Source organism: Saccharopolyspora spinosa NRRL 18395 (assembly GCF_000194155.1).
GTDB lineage: Bacteria > Actinomycetota > Actinomycetes > Mycobacteriales > Pseudonocardiaceae > Saccharopolyspora > Saccharopolyspora spinosa.
In genome coordinates this window covers 1,080,749-1,097,049 of sequence record NZ_GL877878.1, presented here as the reverse complement: position 1 = coordinate 1,097,049, position 16,301 = coordinate 1,080,749, and the positions used below count along the sequence as shown (strand labels likewise).

Here is a 16,301-nt window from a genome sequence, read left to right as displayed (position 1 = left end):
ATGGTCGTGCGGTGACCACCGCTGTAGCCCTGCGCTCCCAGCCGGGACGCTGGATCCTCGTCGCCACGATCCTCGGTTCCGGTGTGGCGTTCCTCGACGGTTCGGTCGTCAACGTCGCGTTGCCGGCGATCGGCCGGGACATCGGCGGTGACCTCAGTGTCCTGCAGTGGGTGCTGGACGCCTACCTGCTCACGCTCAGCGCGTTGTTGCTGCTCGGCGGCGCGCTCGGCGACCGCTACGGCCGCCGACGGGTGTACGTCCTCGGGTTGGTGCTGTTCACCCTGGCGTCGCTGGGGTGCGGCCTGGCGCCCGGCGGCACGGCATTGATCGTCGCGCGCCTGCTGCAAGGCGTCGGCGGGGCGTTGCTGGTGCCCGGCAGCCTCGCGCTGATCAACTCCGCCATCCGGCACGACGACCGCGGCGAGGCGGTCGGCCGCTGGGCCGGGTTGACCGGCATGTCGTCGGCGATCGGGCCGTTCGCGGGTGGCTGGCTGGTGGACGCGGCGTCCTGGCGGTGGGTGTTCTTCATCAACGTCCCCATCGCGGCAGCGGCGCTGCTCGCGCTGCGGCACGTGCCGGAGAGCCGAAACCCGGCTGCGGCCGGTCGCCTGGACGTCTTCGGCGCGATCGCTGTGACCGTCGGCCTGGCCGGCGCCGTGTACGCCCTGATCGAGATCCCGACGAAGGGGCTGGACGCGGTCTCCGCGGGAGCGGCCGTAGTCGGCGTGGTCGCACTGGTGGCCTTCCCGCTGATCGAGCTGCGCCACCCGGATCCGCTGCTGCCGCTTTCGTTGTTCCGCTCCGCGCAGTTCACCGGAGCGAACCTCACGACCTTCACCGTCTACGCGGCTCTGAGCGGTGCGTTGTTCCTGCTGTCCCTGCAGTTGCAGCAATCGATGGGCTACCCCGCGCTGGCCGCCGGGATCGCGACGTTGCCGATCACGATCATCATGCTGCTGATGTCCGGCCGCGTGGGTGCTCTCGCGCAGCGCACCGGCCCGCGCGTGCCGATGACCATCGGCCCGCTCATCTGCGCCGTCGGCCTGGCGCTGATGACGTTGGCGGTGCCCGGCAGCACGTACCTGAGCGGCGTGTTGCCGGGTGTCCTGGTCTTCGGCGTCGGCCTGTCCATCACGGTGGCGCCGCTGACCTCGGCTGTGCTCGCCTCGGTCAGCCCGGACAACGCCGGTGTCGCCTCAGGCGTGAACAACGCCATATCCCGTCTGGCCGGGCTGCTCGCGGTCGCGGTGCTCCCGGTGATCGCCGGGTTGTCGCACACCGGAGCGGGTGCCCCGCTCGGCCCCGGCTTCGGCCGGGCCATGCTGATCTCGGCGGCCATGTGCGCGGCCGGCGGCGTACTTGCGTGGCTGACGATCGACCGCGCGCGGAAGGTCGACGCCTATCCGCTGCCGGGTGTCAACCACGCCTGCCAGGACCCCTGCACCTGCCAGTTCGGCAAGAATCGCGACCAGGCCACCTGACCCGACAACCGATCTGTCAATGGACTCAGCTGATCCGGACCCCGCGCACCTCCGGGAGTCCTGTCATGCGGCGGAGATCCCCGCGGTCAGGCGGTGCATCCGCAGCAGCCACAGCTCCAGCTCGGAGAGCTGGCCGTCCAGGCTCTCGCTGCCGTACATGTCCGGGCTCGCGCGCAGGGTCATCAGCTCTTCCCAGCGCCGTTCCATCTGCTCGACCAACTCCCGCAGCGTCACCTGGTGCCCCTCTCCCCGACGTGCAACACCGCCGATGAGGGTACGGGGCTGGCGTGCACGCGCGGTAAGGCCGAAAGTCACGGTTTCACCCGATCTTCCGGAACCGATTCGGGCCACTGCGGGCACCGTGTGTGGTGTTATCGGTGCATGAGACGAGGTCGCCGCGGCCACCCCTGCGAACCCGACACCAGCCGGATCGGCTTGTGGCGTTGCGACGAGTGCGGGCAGCAGTGGGAGATCCACGGCGTGGCCGACAACCCGCGGATCCGCAAGGTCAGCCGGGTCGGCTGGTTCTTCGCCAAACTGCTCGGCTGACCGGCAGCGAAGAAATGCCCCGGACCGGCGGCGCGGTCCAAGCGCTCGCCTGCGGCGGAAAGCTGCCCTGACGGGTCAGCGGGGCAGGCGCGAGGCCAGCAGCACGATCAGCCCGCCCGCGACCGGAACGATCACCAGCCCCACGCGCAGGCTGACCGCATCGGCGAGCAGCCCGACGACGGGCGGCACGGCCAGCACCCCGAGCCGGTAGACCCAGCTGACGACCGCGATCCCGGCACCCGAGGACAGGCAGGGAAGTTCGTCCGCGGCGTGGAACCCGGCCGGGATGATCGTGGCGACCCCCCAGCCCGCCACCGCGAATCCGACCAGCGTCATGGGGATGGACGGCCAGACGAGCGCCGCACCGACGCCCACGAGCACCGCGATCCCGCCGATGCGGGCCACCGCCCGGTTGCCAAAGCGGTCCACCAACCGGTCGCCGGAGAACCTGCCGACCGTCTGCGCGGCCTGCAACGCGACGAACACCAGCCCCGCCAACACCGGGGCCGCGCCCAGCGAATCGCGCATGTACACCGCGCCCCACGACGCCGCCGTGTCCTCGACCACCGCCGCCGCAGCGCACAACAGGCCCAGCGCCAGCAGGGCGAGCAGCAGCGTGAAGCGCGGCCGGGCTCGCGGTCTCCTTTCCCGTTCGGCGTCGTCATGTCCGGGCAGTAGGAACCGCGTGGAGGTGATCGCGACGGCGGACAGCACGACGGCGGCGCCGCCGAGGTGCACGGGCAGCGGTAGGGCCGCTCCCGCCGCCAACGAGCCCGCCAGGCCGCCGATGATCGCGCCGAAGCTCCACATGCCGTGGAAGGAGTTCACGATCGATCGCCCGTAGCGCCGCTGCACCCGAAGCCCGTGCGCGTTCATCGCCACGTCCACGACCGCGTCCAGCGCGCCCGCGAAGAACAGGGCCGCAGCGAGCTGCCACCACTGCGCCGCCAACCCGATCAGCACGAGATCGGCGGCCAGCAGCACCGAACAGCCGACCGCGACGCTCGCCGAGCGCCACCGGGCCAGGATCGGCCCGGCCAGCAGTCCCGCGACCAGCGAACCCAGGGCCAGCGTGGCGATCGCGGTGCCCAGCGCGGCGTTGGACAGCGACAGGGCGTCCTTGAGCTCCGGGTAGCGGGGCACGACGCTGGCGAAGCTCGCGCCGTTGACCAGGAACAGCGTGGCCACCGCCAGCCGGGCCGCCACCGGCCGCCGATCGGTCGCGACTTCGGGCATACCCTTCCCTCCTCCGGAGTCCCCGACGATCATGCCAAAGGCCAGCCGGCTCGCGCTCCGGGTCATCGCGTTCATGTGCCACGCTAGGGTCGTCAACGGCGGATCTCGCAGCAGAGTCCACAGTGGAGGTTTCGTGCGGGTGCCGGCTGCGCGCTCCACCGGATCCGGGAAGTACCTGCGCGCCGGGCGAACCGCCGACGACCTCGGGCGCGAGATGTTCGAGTGGGCCATCGCCAAGGCCTCGCACGAGGGCTACAAACTCCGGCTCTTACCGCCGGTTACGCTGGTGGGGCGATGCGACGCAAGCTCAAGTCTCCGCTGCCCCAGCGGCACGGCCTGGACCCCGTCCGGTTGCGACTGCCCGCCGAGGGCCACTGGGCCACTGTCCGGGACCACCTTGTCGACCGGATACCGAAGCTCGCCCCGGAACGCATCGACGCCATGCTCCGCGAAGGCCGGATCGTCGGCGTCAGCGGCCCGCTCGGGCCCGACGCACCGTTCACGCCCGGCGGGTTCATCTGGTTCCACCGTGACCTGCCCGACGAGGCACCGGTGCCGTTCGGCCTGGACGTTCTGCACCGCGACGACGACCTGCTGGTCGTGGACAAGCCGCACTTCTTGGCCACCACACCCCGCGGCGGGCACGTCGTGGAGACCGCGCTGGTACGGCTGCGGCGAGACCTCGACCTGCCTCGGCTCAGCCCGGCGCACCGGTTGGACCGGCTGACCGCCGGGCTGGTCATGTTCGTGCTCAAGCCCGAACTGCGCGGCGCCTACCAGACCCTGTTCCACGACCGCTTGGTGCACAAGGAATATGAGGCCGTCGCCCCCTTCGACCCGGGCTTGGCGATGCCGCGCACGGTGCACAGCCGGATCGTCAAGCATCGCGGCGTGCTGGCCGCCCGGGAGGAACCCGGCGAGCCGAACAGCGAAACGCGCATCGAGCTGATCGAGCACCGCGACGGCCTCGGCCGCTACCGGCTGCTGCCGCGCACCGGCCGGACCCACCAGCTGCGTGTGCACCTCAACAGCCTCGGCATCCCGATCGTCGGCGACGACCTCTACCCCACCGTCCGCGACCGCGCCGCCGACGACTTCACCACTCCCCTGCAGCTCCTCGCCAAGGCGCTGGAGTTCACCGATCCGATCAGCGGTCGGCGGCGCCGCTTCGAATCCCGCCGGATCCTGGCGGCCTGGTCCGGCGCAGACGGTCATTCGGCTCCGGCCGGATAGCCCTTGTCCAGCTTCCAGAGCTCGGGCTTGTCGCGCCCGGCGAATTCGTGCACGTAGCCGCACCGCGCGCAGATCAGTCCCAGCGCGGAGCGGTTCGCCCATGCCAGGTCGAAGAACTCGGCGGCGCTGGTGTTCAGCTTGACCTCGCGGTCCCAGAACTCCGAGCAGCCGCACACCAGGCACCGGAAAGCCCGTCCCAGCACCGTGGCAAGCTTCGGCGTCGATCGGAACAAACCCATGAAAGTCAATCATGCCAGCCGAACGGAGACGTTCGCAGCCGAACGGGGACGCGTCAGGACCGGCGCGTGCGGAACGGGTTTTCGTCCGAGCAGAGCCCGGCGAGGGCGGTGCGTTCGGTTTCGTCGAGGTAGTCGCGGTAGTAGCCGAAGATGCTGTGCCGGGCCAGCCGCCCGGCACGCTCGCCGTCCCCCGCCTCGATCGCCTCGAACACCATCTCGTGGTGGCGCAACGACTCCCGCATCTGCGCGCGCTCGTCCCGCGCCCGGAGGATCTTGTCCTCGATCTGCACCAGCGCCGCCTGCCGGGCAGCGCGCAGGCTGTACTGGATCAGCGTGTTGCGGCTGGCCTCGGTGACCTCCTCGTGGAAGTCGAAGTCGGCCGCGCCGAAGTCCTTCGGCCCGCGCTCGATCGCCGCGCTCATCGCCGCCAGGCGCTCCCGGATCGCAGCCAACTGCTCGTCGGTGCGCAGGCAAGCCGCGAGCTGGTTGGCCGTGGACTCCAGCATCATCCGGTACCCGACCAGCTCACCTGCGGTGCAGCCGTGCAACCGGGCGATCCGCTCCAAGGTGTCGCGCAACGGCCCGCCAGCCGGATCCAGCAGCAGCGGCCCGGACCGGTCGCCGTGCCTGGACTTCACCAGTCCGGAATGCTCCAGCACGCGCAGCGCTTCGCGCACCGTCGGACGGCTGACGCCGTAGCGCGCGACCATCTCCCGCTCGCTGGGCAGCCGGTCGCCGGGCCGCAGGGCACCGCTGGCGAGCTCGCTCTCCACCGCGTCGACGATCTGCTGGTATGCCCGTCCTTCACCGCCCGGCCCGGTGCCCGCCGCAGCCGCCACCCCGTTCATCCGACTCATCCTCCAGCCCGACACCTGTGGCGCACAGGCTACCCACGGATTCATCCCGGACACGGCGAGTGGGTGATCTTTGTCGTGCGTGCACGTCATCGAGCGCCTGCTCGAACCCCGCCCCGTCCCGACCGGAGCTTCCGTCGATGCCGCGGCCTACGACCGCAGCCCTGGTGGGACGGACGATCAACCGTCCTCGGGAGTGGGCAGGGCTTCCTCGGCGATACCGAGGACCGTGCGCAGAGCGGCGGAGGTGTTGTTGGTGCGCCAGGCAAGCGCGGCGTGCAGCCGCATCGGCGCGCCCGCCAGCGGCCGGTACGCGGTGCCGCTCTGCTGGATGTGCTGGCAGGACGTAAGCGTCAGCGTCACGCCGACACCTGCGGCGACCAGTGCGAGGATCGTGTAGGAATCCGGCGCCTCCTGGACCACGCGCGGGTTGAAGCCGGCCGACACGCACGCCTTGACCAACGCGTCGCGCACCGTCGACCCGGCGTTGGACGGGAAGCTGACGAACGGCTCGTCGGCCAGGTCCTCGATCGAGATGCTCTCCCTCACGGCCAGCGGGTGATCGGTCGGGAGCGCGCAGATCAGCTCCTCGACCTCGATCACCCGGGTCTGCACGCCGGGCGTCGGCGAGCCCACCTGGTTGACCGGCAGCCGCACGAAGCCCAGGTCCAGCGAACCGTCGGCCACCTTCGCCAGCGCCACGTTCGCGTAGGTCTGGCCGCGCATTACGAGTTCCAGGCCGGGGTGGGCGGCGCGCACCGCGCGGGTCAGCCGCGGCAGGGACTCGTGGCTTGACGCGCCGGCGAAGCCGACGGTGACCCGGCCGTACTCCCCGCGCCCGGCCGCTTTCGCCGCGCGCACCGCGATGTCGACGTCGTCGAGCGCCGCGCGGGCGGGCTCCAGGAACGACTCGCCGGCGCTGGTGAGCCGCACGGACCGGGTGTTGCGCTCGAAGAGCTGGACGCCGAGCTCCTTCTCCAGGTGCCGGATCTGCTGGCTCAGCGGCGGTTGCGCCATCTGCAGCCGCTTGGCGGCCCGGCCGAAGTGGAGTTCTTCGGCGACGGCGACGAATGCGGTCAGGTAGCGCAGCTCCACGATCGACCTCGGCTCACCCCACGCCCGGGGAATCCATAAGAAATGCCTCTTGATCCGACACCAATTCAGTATTAGACAGTTATCAATGCTGGCTGGCAAGGTGACGCGTACCCGAAGCGAACACCGAGGAGCCCCGACGATGCAGAACCCGGTCGCCGAGTCGACGCAGCCGGTCCCCCGGCCCGACAAGACCGTGACGATGCGGGACGCGATCGCCGCATTCGTCGCCGACGGGTCGACGGTGGCGCTCGAGGGCTTCACGCACCTGATCCCCACCGCGGCCGGGCACGAGATCATCAGGCAGGGCCGCAAGGACCTCACCATCGCCCGGCTGACCGCCGACATCGTCACCGATCAGCTCATCGCCGGCGGCTGCGTCCGCAAGCTGGTTTCGTCGTTCGTCGGCAACTCCACCGCCGGCTCGCTCGGCGAGTTGCGCCGCCGCATCGAGACCGGGCAGCCCAAGCCACTGGAGTTCGAGGAGTACAGCCACTACGGCATGATCTGCCGCTACCTGGCCGGTGCCCAGCGGCTGCCGTTCTACCCGCTGCGCTCCTACGGCGGCAGCGACGTGCCGTCGGTCAACCCGGGAATCCGCAAGGTCACCTCGCCCTACCCCGGACCGGACGGCGAGACCGAGCAGATCTACGTGGTGCCGCCGTTGTCCCCGGACGTCACAATCGTGCACGCGCAGCGCGCCGACCGGGCGGGCAACACCCAGATCTGGGGCCTGACCGGGATCCAGGCCGAGGCCGTCTACGCCGCGAAGCGGGCGATCATCGTGGTCGAGGAAGTCGTCGCCGACGAGGTGATCCGCTCCGACCCCAACCGCACGGTCATCCCGGCGCACGCGGTGGACGCGGTGGTGAAGTGCCCGCGCGGCGCGCACCCGGCCTTCGCGCAGGGCTACTACGACCGGGACGGCGACTTCTACCGCGGCTGGTCGCAGATCAGCAAGGACCCCGAACGGCTGCGGGACTGGCTGGACGAGTGGATCCGCGGCACCCGCGACCACGCCGAGTACGTCGCGAAGCTCGGCGACGAGCACTGGGCGGGTCTGGCCGTGGGCGAGGCGTGGAGCGAACCGGTCAACTACGGACGTCGGCTCTGACCGGCGGGACGCGAGGTTTGTCGCGATGAACGCCGGGTCCACCGGTTCGAGGGAGTCCACTGTGGACGTCACTTCTTCGGAACTGCTCGCCGTGGTCGCGTCGCGGGAGCTGGTCGGCAAGAACACCGTCTTCGCCGGGATCGGGTTGCCGACGCTCGCGGTGTCGCTGGCACAGCAGACCGTCGCGCCCGGCATCGAGATCGTCTACGAGTCCGGGGTCTGCGGGGCGCACCCGTCGCACCTGCCCGAGACGATCGCCGACGCGGTGCTGATCACCGACTCCGAGGCGGTGCTGCCGATGACGGCGCTGTTCGGTTACGTGCTGCAGGGCGGCCGGATCGACGTCGGGTTCCTCGGCGCCGCGCAGATCGACAAATGGGGCAATCTGAATTCGTCGGTCATCGGCGACTGGCACGCGCCGAAGGTGCGACTGCCCGGCGCGGGCGGGGCCGTGGAGGTGATGGCCAACGCCCGCGAGGTGTTCGTGGTGATGCGCCGCCACGACCGGCGCTCCTTTACCTCCGAACTGGACTTCTGCACCTCGCCGGGCCCGGACCGGGCGCTGCGGGACGGGATCCGGCCGCTGGGCTCGGGGGTCACGCGGGTGATCACCGACCTCGGCATCCTGGCCCGCGAAGGCGTCGGCGAGGAGCTGCGGCTGCTGGCGACGCACCCCGGCGTCACGGTGGACCAGGTCCGCGCGGCCACCGGCTGGGACCTCCAGATCGCCGACGACCTCGCCACCATCGAACCGCCCACGGAGGCGGAACTCCGCCTGCTCCGCGAAGACGTCGACCCGGACCGCGTCTACCTCCGTAGAAGCGATCCCGGTCCACGCCCCGGGCGTTGCTGAGTACCAGGGCCTTGTGGGTCGAGAACGGCGAGGTGTCGGCGATCGGACAACGTGCTGGCGCGCCGAGCCGGACTGCGCCGCGCGATGCCTCGCCGAGCTCCGCCAACGGCTCACCTGACCCGGGTGCCTGCGGGGGTCAGGGCGATCGCAGGGGTCCACCTCCCGGCTGTCGCCCCTGGCGGTAGCGGAACCGTCCCGGTGTGCGTTGACGGGAAATCGTCGGCATCGGGATCAGGCGTCGAGGCCACCACGGTTGACCAGCTGGGCGGCGATGACGTTGCGCTGGATCTCGTTGGTGCCCTCGCCGACGATCATCAGCGGCGCATCGCGGAAGTAGCGCTCCACATCGAACTCCGTCGAGTAGCCGTAGCCGCCGTGGATGCGCACCGCGTTCAGCGCGATCTCCATAGCCACCTCCGAAGCGAACAGCTTGGCCATGCCCGCCTCCATGTCCACCCTGCGGCCCGCGTCGTACTCGCGGGCGGCGTGCAGGGTGAGCTGGCGGGCGGCGGTGAGCTTGGTGGCCATGTCCGCCAGGTAGTTGCCCACCGATTGGTGCTTCCAGATCGGCTTGCCGAAGCTCTCCCGCTCCTGGGAATAGCGCAGCGCGTCCTCCAGCGCCGCCTTGCCCACGCCTAGCGCGCGGGAAGCGACCTGGATGCGGCCGGTCTCCAGGCCCTTCATCATCTGCGCGAAGCCCTGGCCCTCTTCGCCGCCGAGCAGCGCGGACGCCGGGGCGCGGTGGTCGTCGAAGGACAGCTCGCAGCTCTCCACGCCCTTGTAACCAAGCTTGGGCAGATCGCGCGAGACCGTCAGGCCCGGGCCGGGCTCGACGAGCAGGATCGAGATGCCCTTGTGCACCGGGGTCGCGGCCGGATCGGTCTTGCACATCAGCGCGATCAGCTGCGAGCGGCGCGAGTTCGTGATCCAGGTCTTGGCCCCGTTGACCACGTACTCTCCCCCACTCCCTGCTTCGCCCGAGTGGGAGGTGCCCCCGTCGTCGCGGCGGGCGTTGGTGGTCATCGCCTGCAGATCGGAGCCGCCGCCTGGCTCGGTCAGCGCCATCGTCGCGCGGATCTCGCCGGTGGCCATCTTCGGCAGGTACTTGCGCTTCTGCTCCTCGGTGCCGAAGTGCAGCAGCAGCTTCGACACCACGGTGTGCCCGCCCATCGCGCCGGCCAAGCTCATCCAGCCGCGCGCCAGCTCCTCGACGATCAGCACGTAGCACGGCGTGGAAACCGGTGTGCCGCCGTACTCCTCGGGGATCGCGAGCCCGAAGATGCCCAGTTCCTTCATCTGCTCGATGAGGGCTGCGGGATAGGTGTTGGAGTGCTCCAGCGCCTGCACCACCGGTTTGACGGACTTGTCGACGAAGTCGCGCACCGTTTCCACGGCCAGCTTCTCGTCGTCGCTGAGGATGTCCAATGTGCTCAATGCATTGCTCCCTTGCGGTGGCAGAAACTCAGCGGCTGCGCGAGCCGAACCCGCAGGGCCGGACCGTCGTGTTCGACCTCGATGTCCACTTCGCCGGTGAACAGTCCTTCTTCGCCCCATATTTGTACGGCCAAATGCGCCGCCGGGTCAAGACCCTCGGCCTTCCGCCAGCAACGGCACCTGTTGGCGGAATCACTGACACCGGTGTCATCGCCTCGTTGACGGCGCGCGCCGGTGCGCACAGACTGGCTGCGAGTTTGTACGGCCAATCAGCGTCGGCCGGGCCCGCGCGGGCCCGAGCCGAAAGGAGGACCCGTGCCCGGTCTCGACACCTACCTGCAGGGTTGGCGGCCCGAGCCGCTGGTGGACGCGGACGCTATGTCCCCGGAGCCGTCGCGGGCACTGGCAGCGGTGCTGGAGACGCCCAAGAAGTTCGCCGGCACCGATGCACTGCCGCCGCTGTGGCACTGGATCCACTTCCTGGACTGGCCGCAGCACAGCGAACTCGGCGCGGACGGGCACCCGACCCGCGGTCACTTCCTGCCACCCATCCCGAACCGGCGGCGGATGTTCGCCGGCGGCCGCCTCTCGGTCACCGGCCCGCTGCGGCTGGGCGTGCCGGCCGAGCGCACGTCGTCGCTGGCCAACGTGGCAGTCAAGCAGGGCCGCTCCGGTGAGATGGCATTCGTGACGGTGCGCGGCGAGTACCGGCAGGACGGCGAGGTCCGATTCGCCGAGGAGCAGGATTTCGTCTACCGCAGCGGGGAGAGTCCGACCAAGAGCCCGGGCGCACCACGGCCCACCGAGCTGCCCGCCTCGGACGCGCCGTGGCAGCAGGCCTTCACCGGCGACCCGGTGCGGCTGTTCCGGTTCAGCGCGTTGACCGCGAACGCGCACCGCATCCACTACGACGCGCCGTACGCGCGCGAGGTCGAGTCCTACCCGGGCCTCGTGGTGCACGGCCCGATCCTGGTGCTGCTGATGACCGAACTGGCCCGGCAGCAGGCCTGGGGGCGGGAGATCGCGGGCGTGACCTACCGGCTGCGGCGCCCGGTGTTCGCCGGGGATCCCGTGCTGGTCTGCGGCGGCCCGGACGGGGGCATGACGGTGCGGACCGCGCCCGACGACGTGATGGCCGAGGCGACGGTGACCTTCCGGTGACGGCCCCCGCCCGCCCCTGACCGGCCCGGCGGCCCAGGGCGGCAAAAGCGCACGTCATCGTCGAGATGCGATCAAGGAAGGACTTTGCCAGACTAGAACTCATGTTCGATTACTTGCGTGCGCAATTACCGCTCCGCGAAGCGCACGCCTACCACGGGCGGGGCTGACTGTCCGTGGCAACGCAAGCACAGCTCCGCCAACGGCGAACCGACCACGACCTCATCGCCCGGGCCGCTGAATCCGTTCGCCGCCGGGCCCGTCGCCAGCAGGCCGAGAGCGCCGTCGGCCGGGCGCCGATCGTGCCCTACGGCCGATATGTGCTGGTGGGTTTCCTCGACGAGCTCGCACTCGCCGCCAGCCGCGGCGAGCTACCCGCCGGTGTCCGCCGAGTCGGCCTGGAACTGTGCGGAGAACTCCTCGGCGAAACCAGCGGTGACCCGACGCAGCGGGCATGAGCAAGCGACGGGTCGCCGACGGCGAAGCCGGCCGCGCGAGTCTCGATGGCCGCCGCCGGAACTCGGCTCAGTCCGAAGTGGAGCCGCGATCGGGCGTTGCGGCGAAGCGGGCGGCATACCTTTTCTGCCAAGGGGTTTCGACCGCGTGACCGTCGTAGTGCAACGCGCGGTCTCCACGTCAACCAAGCAGTGCCGTGACGGTGAAAAGCACTGGCACGGACAGGATCGTCGACAGCAGGATCGATTCGCGGGCCAGCCGCATGCCCACGTTGTAGTGAGAGGCGTAGACGAAGAGGTTCTGCGCCGCCGGAAGCGCGGAGATCACCACAGCGGCGAACAACGATGCGCCTTCCAGCCCGAACAGGCCCACCCCGATCGCCCAGGCGATCACCGGGTGCACGACCGACTTCAACACGACCGACAGCAGCACCGGCCACCGCTCCGTACCACCCGCGGGCATTGCGCTGCCGTGCAACGAGATGCCGAACGCGAGCAGCACCGTCGGCACGGACAAGTGCCCGAGCAGGCCGATCGGCTCCAGCACCGGCGCCGGGATCCGCCAGCCGCTCAACGAGATCCCGACGCCGATCAGCGAGCAGATGACGATTGGGTTGCGGAACGGCGCGAGGATCCGCAGCCACGCCGAGGAACGCTCCCCCGCCTGCGAGAAGTCGATCACGGTCAGGCCGATCGGCGTCATCACCAGCAGCTGGAACAGCATCACCGGAGCCACCAGCGTCGCATCGCCGAGCACGTACACGGCGATCGGGATGCCGAGGTTGCCGGCGTTGACGTAGCTGGAGCACAGGGCACCGATGGTCGTGCGGCGGACGTTCCACCGGCGCAGCACGCCAACCAGCACGAACAGGCCCGCGGCTGCGAACGTGCTCAAGGCGCTGACCAGCAGCGGGGTCGAGAAGATGATCGAGACGTCGGATTCCGACAGCATCTTCAGCAGCAGCGCGGGAGTTCCGACGTAGAACGACAACCGGGTCAGCACGTCGCGCCCGTTCTCGCCGAGTGCTTTGGTGCGGCCGAGCAGGTAGCCGATCAGCACGATGGCGGCGATGACGCCGAAGCCCTCGATCACGCCACCCACGACGCCTCCGCTGCTGCGGTCGCATCGAATCCACAGTAGACAAAGGTGGTGGCCGAGCGTTGCCGGGCCGACCGCTGTCGAGCGCGAGGCATTCTTTTTTCTTCCGTGCTAAGGGGTTCCAGCGTTGGCCGCGCCAGCGGCACCAGCTGCGGCGGAAGTCCCGTCGGGTGCCGGTGCACCAGCACACCTCAACTGTTAGCGATCCTAAGCGATCTAGGTCGCCTCCACCCCTCAGACATGGCGATGCTCACATCGGATCACGCAGCGTCGCCGGCCGGGACCGGGCCCAGCGGGCTGAGATCGGTGCGCCCGCTGGAGCTGGGCGCGCCGCCGGGCAGCTTCACGGCCTTCGTCAGCGGTCCCGGGCTCCAAAGACCCCAATGCGTTTCGGAGTGGACCTCCATCGCGGCCTCCGCCGGGAGCGCGTCGGACTGGTAGGAGTCCACCAGGTACAGCGAGCCCCAGTCGCGGTGCAGATCGCCTTCGAGGTAGGTCGGCATCACGCGGACGCTGGCCGCCGCGTTGAGCCAACCGAACGGGCCGCCCGCCCCCGGCGCCGACCAGCTCTGGCCCATGTCGCGCAGAATCCCGCCACCGGCGACCCGGAACCGCGGCATCTCCACGATCCCGTTGTGCAGTCGCGCGAGGTTCAGGCACGGGTGCACCAGTGCGGCGGTCCATTCCACGAAGGCGGGGGCGTCGCCGATCACCTTGGTCATGCTGGTCAACTGCGGGACGCGCGGCGCGCTGACCGCCATCCAGCCACCGCTGTCGATCTTCCGGTCGACGCCCACCACCCGGACCTTCGTCGCACCGTCCACGATGAACCGGCGATCCCACCACATGCCGCTGAGCTGGGCGATGTCGACCTGGCCGATGATCTCGAAGCCCTGCGGGGTGTCTCGGCCCCATTCGACGCCGAGCGAGTTCACGCCGGTGGCGTCGCCGCCGAAGGACAGCACGACGGGGGCTTCACCGCTGGTGGCCTGCGGCGGCAGGTCGTACCAGGGGGTGCGCAGCTCACCGGTGACGGGGCCGTCGGCGGCGAACGTGCCCCACACCGGCGCGTCGTCGCCGCCGAACCCGAACGGCGGGGTCCATTGCTTGCCCCCGGGGTAGCCGAAGCGGTGGAAGCCGACCGCGGTGGCAGCGAGGTAGTCGGTGGGCTTCGGCTTGGTGCGCCGGCTCGCCGACTCCGCGCTCTCCGCAGCCGGCTGGAAGGGCGACACGGTGAGCACACCTCGCCGGGGATCGGTCTCGACGCCGACGTAGTCGGAGAGCCCGCAGCTGGAACCGGCTAGCTGCTTGATGTTGTCCGCGCCCAGGCTGTAACCGCCGCGCTGCCGCTGCATTCCCGCGGTGAACAGCGCCACCTCACCGAGCAGCAGGATCGCGCAGGTGATCGTCAGCGGAGCAGCGCCGAGGCTGACCACCCGGCGCCGTGCGGCAGGCGTGATGACCGGGAGCTCGTCGTGCCGCAGGTGCTCGACCGTGGCGACGACACCAGCCACCGCCGCTGCCGCCAGGAAGTACGTGCTCGCGCTTCGCCCGTCGAGGCTCGGCGCCCGGTCGAACCACGGAACGCCCCAACCCGAGACGTACCACCACGAGTTCGTGCCGGTGACGGAGAAGGCGCAGATGACCATGAGACCGGCGAAGAAGCCCGCCCGGTTGCGCCGGGATCGCAGCACGGCCGCGCTCGTCGCCAACGCAGTCAGCGCGGCCACCACCGCACCGATCCCGGCGAGGATCCCGAAGTGGTGCGTGTGCTTCGTGGGCGTCATGGCCAGCACCACGAAGCTCAGCGCGGCCACCGCCAGCACGCGACGGCTCGGGCCCAGCGCGGCGCCGCGGATCTTGTGCCGGCGCAGCAGCACCACTCCGCTCGCCACGAGGCACAGGACCAGAAGCAGCACCGGGAACCGGCGCGTCAACGACCCGTCCGGCCACGGCCCGAACAGCCGGTTGTAGCGGCTGAGCTCCTCGTACCACTGCTCGTTCGGGCCGAACTTGGTCTTCAGCGCCACCGAGTCCAGCACTGACTGCAGGGTCTGGTCGAAGAAGACGCCGACGAGGATCACCAGGCCGGCCGCCGCGACGGGGGCCAGCACCGGCAGCGCGCCGCGTTCCCGCACGCGCTGCCACAGCATCCGGAGCAGCGGCTTCGCGGCCACGACGAACGGCAGCACCGCGACCATTCCATGTGGGTTCGCGCCCAGGCCCATCGCCGCCACGACGAGCCCGAGAACGGCCGGAGTCAGCCGCCGGGTGGCCACCGCCCGCTCGACTGCGCAAAGCGCGAGCAGGAAGAACGCCACGACGACCGGTTCCGGCCGGAGACCGTTGTTGTAGGGCAGCCAGAAGGCCAGGAACACCGCCGCCGCGGCCCAGCCCGCGGACTTGCTGCCCCCCACCTGCTGCCCGAGCCGCGGCAGCACGCCGCGGCTGACAAGCAGCCAGCTGACGACCCCGAGGAACAGCGCGGGCAACCGCACCCACGGCGTCGCGGGCGAGATCTGCACCCACAGCGCGTAGATCTCGTAGAACCACCCGAAGGGCGATTCCGGGTTGCCGAACCAGCGGAAGTAGTTGGTGACGTACCCGGCGCTGTCGGCCGCGCGCAGCATGGTCAGGATGTAGCCGTCGTCTGCGGTCATCGCGCCGATCAGCCACCACACGCCCAGCGCGCCGAGCACGACGACGTCGCGGACGTCCGGCCGCCACCACCCCGGCGGGACCAGGCGCGGCGCCCGCCGGATCTCCAGGCGACGCAACGCGATCATCGAACCAAGGAACGCCAGGACGGCCAGCACCATCACGGCGACCTTCAGCGGAGTCGCCTGGCTCGCGAAGCGGTTGTCCACCCGCGCCTGGAAATCCAGGCCGCGAACGTCATCGATCGCGGCGTCGAGCTGCGAGTAGATGCCGGTCAGCTGCGGCCGCTGATCGCCGGGCAACGCGGCCAGCGGAAGCCCGCCCACGCCGGCCTGCGTGCCGGTCGCGTCCGAGTGCACGGAGATGGTGCAGTCGCCCTCGGGCAGGGCGGCGGTGCCGGCATGGTGCCCCTTCGACCAAAGCGTGACCTGCCCGGCGTCGACCTGCAGGGTCATCCCGGTCAGCCCGCCGTACTCCGACGACGGCGCGTTCGTGGCGATCAGCACACCCGGCCCGTCGATGCGCGCATCCAGGCTCCGCGCCGCCGCGCACGGCACCTCCGCAGCGAGCCACAGCGGCGCGTGGCTGGCCAGCGGCGCCGAGACCGGTTTCGTGCCCTGCGCGGTCGGCCACTGCAATGTCGTGACCTCGTGCTCGACCGGCAGGAACGGCACCGCCAGCGCCAGCAGCGCGGAGATCAGGCCCAGCAACGCCGCCCAGCGACCGGCGGATTTCGACGCCGGACCGCGACGCGTGACCTGCACCGACCGCTGAGTCACGCGACCGCCACCTCATTCTTCCGGAAAGAACCCAATCCCGAAGAGCTTAATGAGGCGCGCTGCGGGA

Annotated in this window: 15 protein-coding genes; 7 read left to right on the top strand and 8 right to left on the bottom strand. The window is 70.3% G+C overall.

The genetic code is table 11. From position 1 onward, the window contains the following. Positions 1-11 precede the first annotated feature (11 nt). On the top strand, positions 12-1,481 hold the full coding sequence (locus SSPN_RS0105470) for an MFS transporter (protein ID WP_010692798.1): 1,470 nt from the start codon (positions 12-14) through the stop codon (positions 1,479-1,481). A 63-nt stretch (positions 1,482-1,544) separates the two neighbouring features. On the opposite strand, the gene SSPN_RS56435 is transcribed toward SSPN_RS0105470, so the two are convergent. Then, positions 1,545-1,715, bottom strand: coding sequence for a hypothetical protein (locus SSPN_RS56435; RefSeq protein WP_010692797.1), 171 nt, complete (start codon positions 1,713-1,715; stop codon positions 1,545-1,547). Between the two features lie 147 nt (positions 1,716-1,862). Between SSPN_RS56435 and SSPN_RS57530 the strand changes: the two genes are divergently transcribed. Further along, a complete protein-coding gene (locus tag SSPN_RS57530) occupies positions 1,863-2,030 on the top strand; it encodes a hypothetical protein (RefSeq protein WP_170121583.1) in 168 nt (55 codons plus the stop codon). Between the two features lie 75 nt (positions 2,031-2,105). On the opposite strand, the gene SSPN_RS0105455 is transcribed toward SSPN_RS57530, so the two are convergent. Further along, on the bottom strand, positions 2,106-3,266 hold the full coding sequence (locus SSPN_RS0105455; protein WP_029535000.1) for an MFS transporter: 1,161 nt from the start codon (positions 3,264-3,266) through the stop codon (positions 2,106-2,108). A gap of 294 nt (positions 3,267-3,560) precedes the next feature. Between SSPN_RS0105455 and SSPN_RS0105450 the strand changes: the two genes are divergently transcribed. Continuing rightward, the gene (locus SSPN_RS0105450; RefSeq protein ID WP_010692794.1) at positions 3,561-4,499 is read left to right on the top strand and encodes a pseudouridine synthase; all 939 of its coding nucleotides are present in this window, start codon (positions 3,561-3,563) and stop codon (positions 4,497-4,499) included. Here SSPN_RS0105450 and SSPN_RS42575 read toward each other — a convergent pair. From SSPN_RS42575 to SSPN_RS0105435, 3 genes are all read right to left on the bottom strand, one after another. Then, a complete protein-coding gene (locus SSPN_RS42575) occupies positions 4,478-4,738 on the bottom strand; it encodes a hypothetical protein (RefSeq protein ID WP_010692793.1) in 261 nt (86 codons plus the stop codon). The genes SSPN_RS0105450 and SSPN_RS42575 overlap by 22 nt on opposite strands. Positions 4,739-4,791: 53 nt before the next feature. After that, positions 4,792-5,586 (bottom strand): FadR/GntR family transcriptional regulator, encoded by a 795-nt coding sequence (locus tag SSPN_RS42570; protein WP_010692792.1) that lies wholly within the window; start codon positions 5,584-5,586, stop codon positions 4,792-4,794. 186 nt (positions 5,587-5,772) lie between these two features. Beyond that, positions 5,773-6,687, bottom strand: a complete 915-nt coding sequence (locus SSPN_RS0105435) for a LysR substrate-binding domain-containing protein (protein ID WP_010692791.1) — start codon at positions 6,685-6,687, stop codon at positions 5,773-5,775. 139 nt (positions 6,688-6,826) lie between these two features. Here SSPN_RS0105435 and SSPN_RS0105430 point away from each other — a divergent pair, with 139 nt between their 5' ends. Together SSPN_RS0105430 and SSPN_RS0105425 are read left to right on the top strand one after the other, a co-directional pair. After that, positions 6,827-7,798 (top strand): CoA transferase subunit A, encoded by a 972-nt coding sequence (locus SSPN_RS0105430; protein ID WP_010692790.1) that lies wholly within the window; start codon positions 6,827-6,829, stop codon positions 7,796-7,798. A gap of 25 nt (positions 7,799-7,823) precedes the next feature. Continuing rightward, positions 7,824-8,651, top strand: a complete 828-nt coding sequence (locus SSPN_RS0105425; RefSeq protein WP_010692789.1) for a CoA-transferase subunit beta — start codon at positions 7,824-7,826, stop codon at positions 8,649-8,651. 231 nt (positions 8,652-8,882) lie between these two features. Here the strand turns inward: SSPN_RS0105425 and SSPN_RS0105420 are convergent, their stop codons facing one another. After that, on the bottom strand, positions 8,883-10,076 hold the full coding sequence (locus SSPN_RS0105420) for an acyl-CoA dehydrogenase family protein (protein WP_010692788.1): 1,194 nt from the start codon (positions 10,074-10,076) through the stop codon (positions 8,883-8,885). 324 nt (positions 10,077-10,400) lie between these two features. Here SSPN_RS0105420 and SSPN_RS0105410 point away from each other — a divergent pair, with 324 nt between their 5' ends. Both SSPN_RS0105410 and SSPN_RS0105405 read left to right on the top strand, forming a co-directional pair. After that, positions 10,401-11,246 carry an HTD2 family dehydratase gene (locus SSPN_RS0105410; protein WP_010692786.1) on the top strand — a complete coding sequence of 282 codons (846 nt, stop codon included), beginning with the start codon at positions 10,401-10,403 and terminating at the stop codon, positions 11,244-11,246. 173 nt (positions 11,247-11,419) lie between these two features. Further along, a complete protein-coding gene (locus tag SSPN_RS0105405; RefSeq protein ID WP_010692785.1) occupies positions 11,420-11,701 on the top strand; it encodes a hypothetical protein in 282 nt (93 codons plus the stop codon). Positions 11,702-11,879: 178 nt separating this feature from the next. Here SSPN_RS0105405 and SSPN_RS0105400 read toward each other — a convergent pair whose 3' ends face one another. After that, positions 11,880-12,800, bottom strand: a complete 921-nt coding sequence (locus tag SSPN_RS0105400; RefSeq protein WP_010692784.1) for an AEC family transporter — start codon at positions 12,798-12,800, stop codon at positions 11,880-11,882. Positions 12,801-13,057: 257 nt separating this feature from the next. Further along, on the bottom strand, positions 13,058-16,234 hold the full coding sequence (locus SSPN_RS0105395) for an arabinosyltransferase domain-containing protein (protein ID WP_010692783.1): 3,177 nt from the start codon (positions 16,232-16,234) through the stop codon (positions 13,058-13,060). Between the last annotated feature and the right edge of the window lie 67 nt (positions 16,235-16,301).

Excerpts from the sequence above, each read along its gene's own strand:
- SSPN_RS42570 (WP_010692792.1), bottom strand. The coding sequence starts at position 5,586 with ATGAACGGGGTGGCGGCTGCGGCGGGCACCGGGCCGGGCGGTGAAGGA.
- SSPN_RS57530 (WP_170121583.1), top strand. The coding sequence starts at position 1,863 with ATGAGACGAGGTCGCCGCGGCCACCCCTGCGAACCCGACACCAGCCGG.
- SSPN_RS0105450 (WP_010692794.1), top strand. The coding sequence starts at position 3,561 with ATGCGACGCAAGCTCAAGTCTCCGCTGCCCCAGCGGCACGGCCTGGAC.
- SSPN_RS0105430 (WP_010692790.1), top strand. The coding sequence starts at position 6,827 with ATGCAGAACCCGGTCGCCGAGTCGACGCAGCCGGTCCCCCGGCCCGAC.
- SSPN_RS0105425 (WP_010692789.1), top strand. The coding sequence starts at position 7,824 with ATGAACGCCGGGTCCACCGGTTCGAGGGAGTCCACTGTGGACGTCACT.
- SSPN_RS0105455 (WP_029535000.1), bottom strand. The coding sequence starts at position 3,266 with ATGCCCGAAGTCGCGACCGATCGGCGGCCGGTGGCGGCCCGGCTGGCG.
- SSPN_RS42575 (WP_010692793.1), bottom strand. The coding sequence starts at position 4,738 with ATGGGTTTGTTCCGATCGACGCCGAAGCTTGCCACGGTGCTGGGACGG.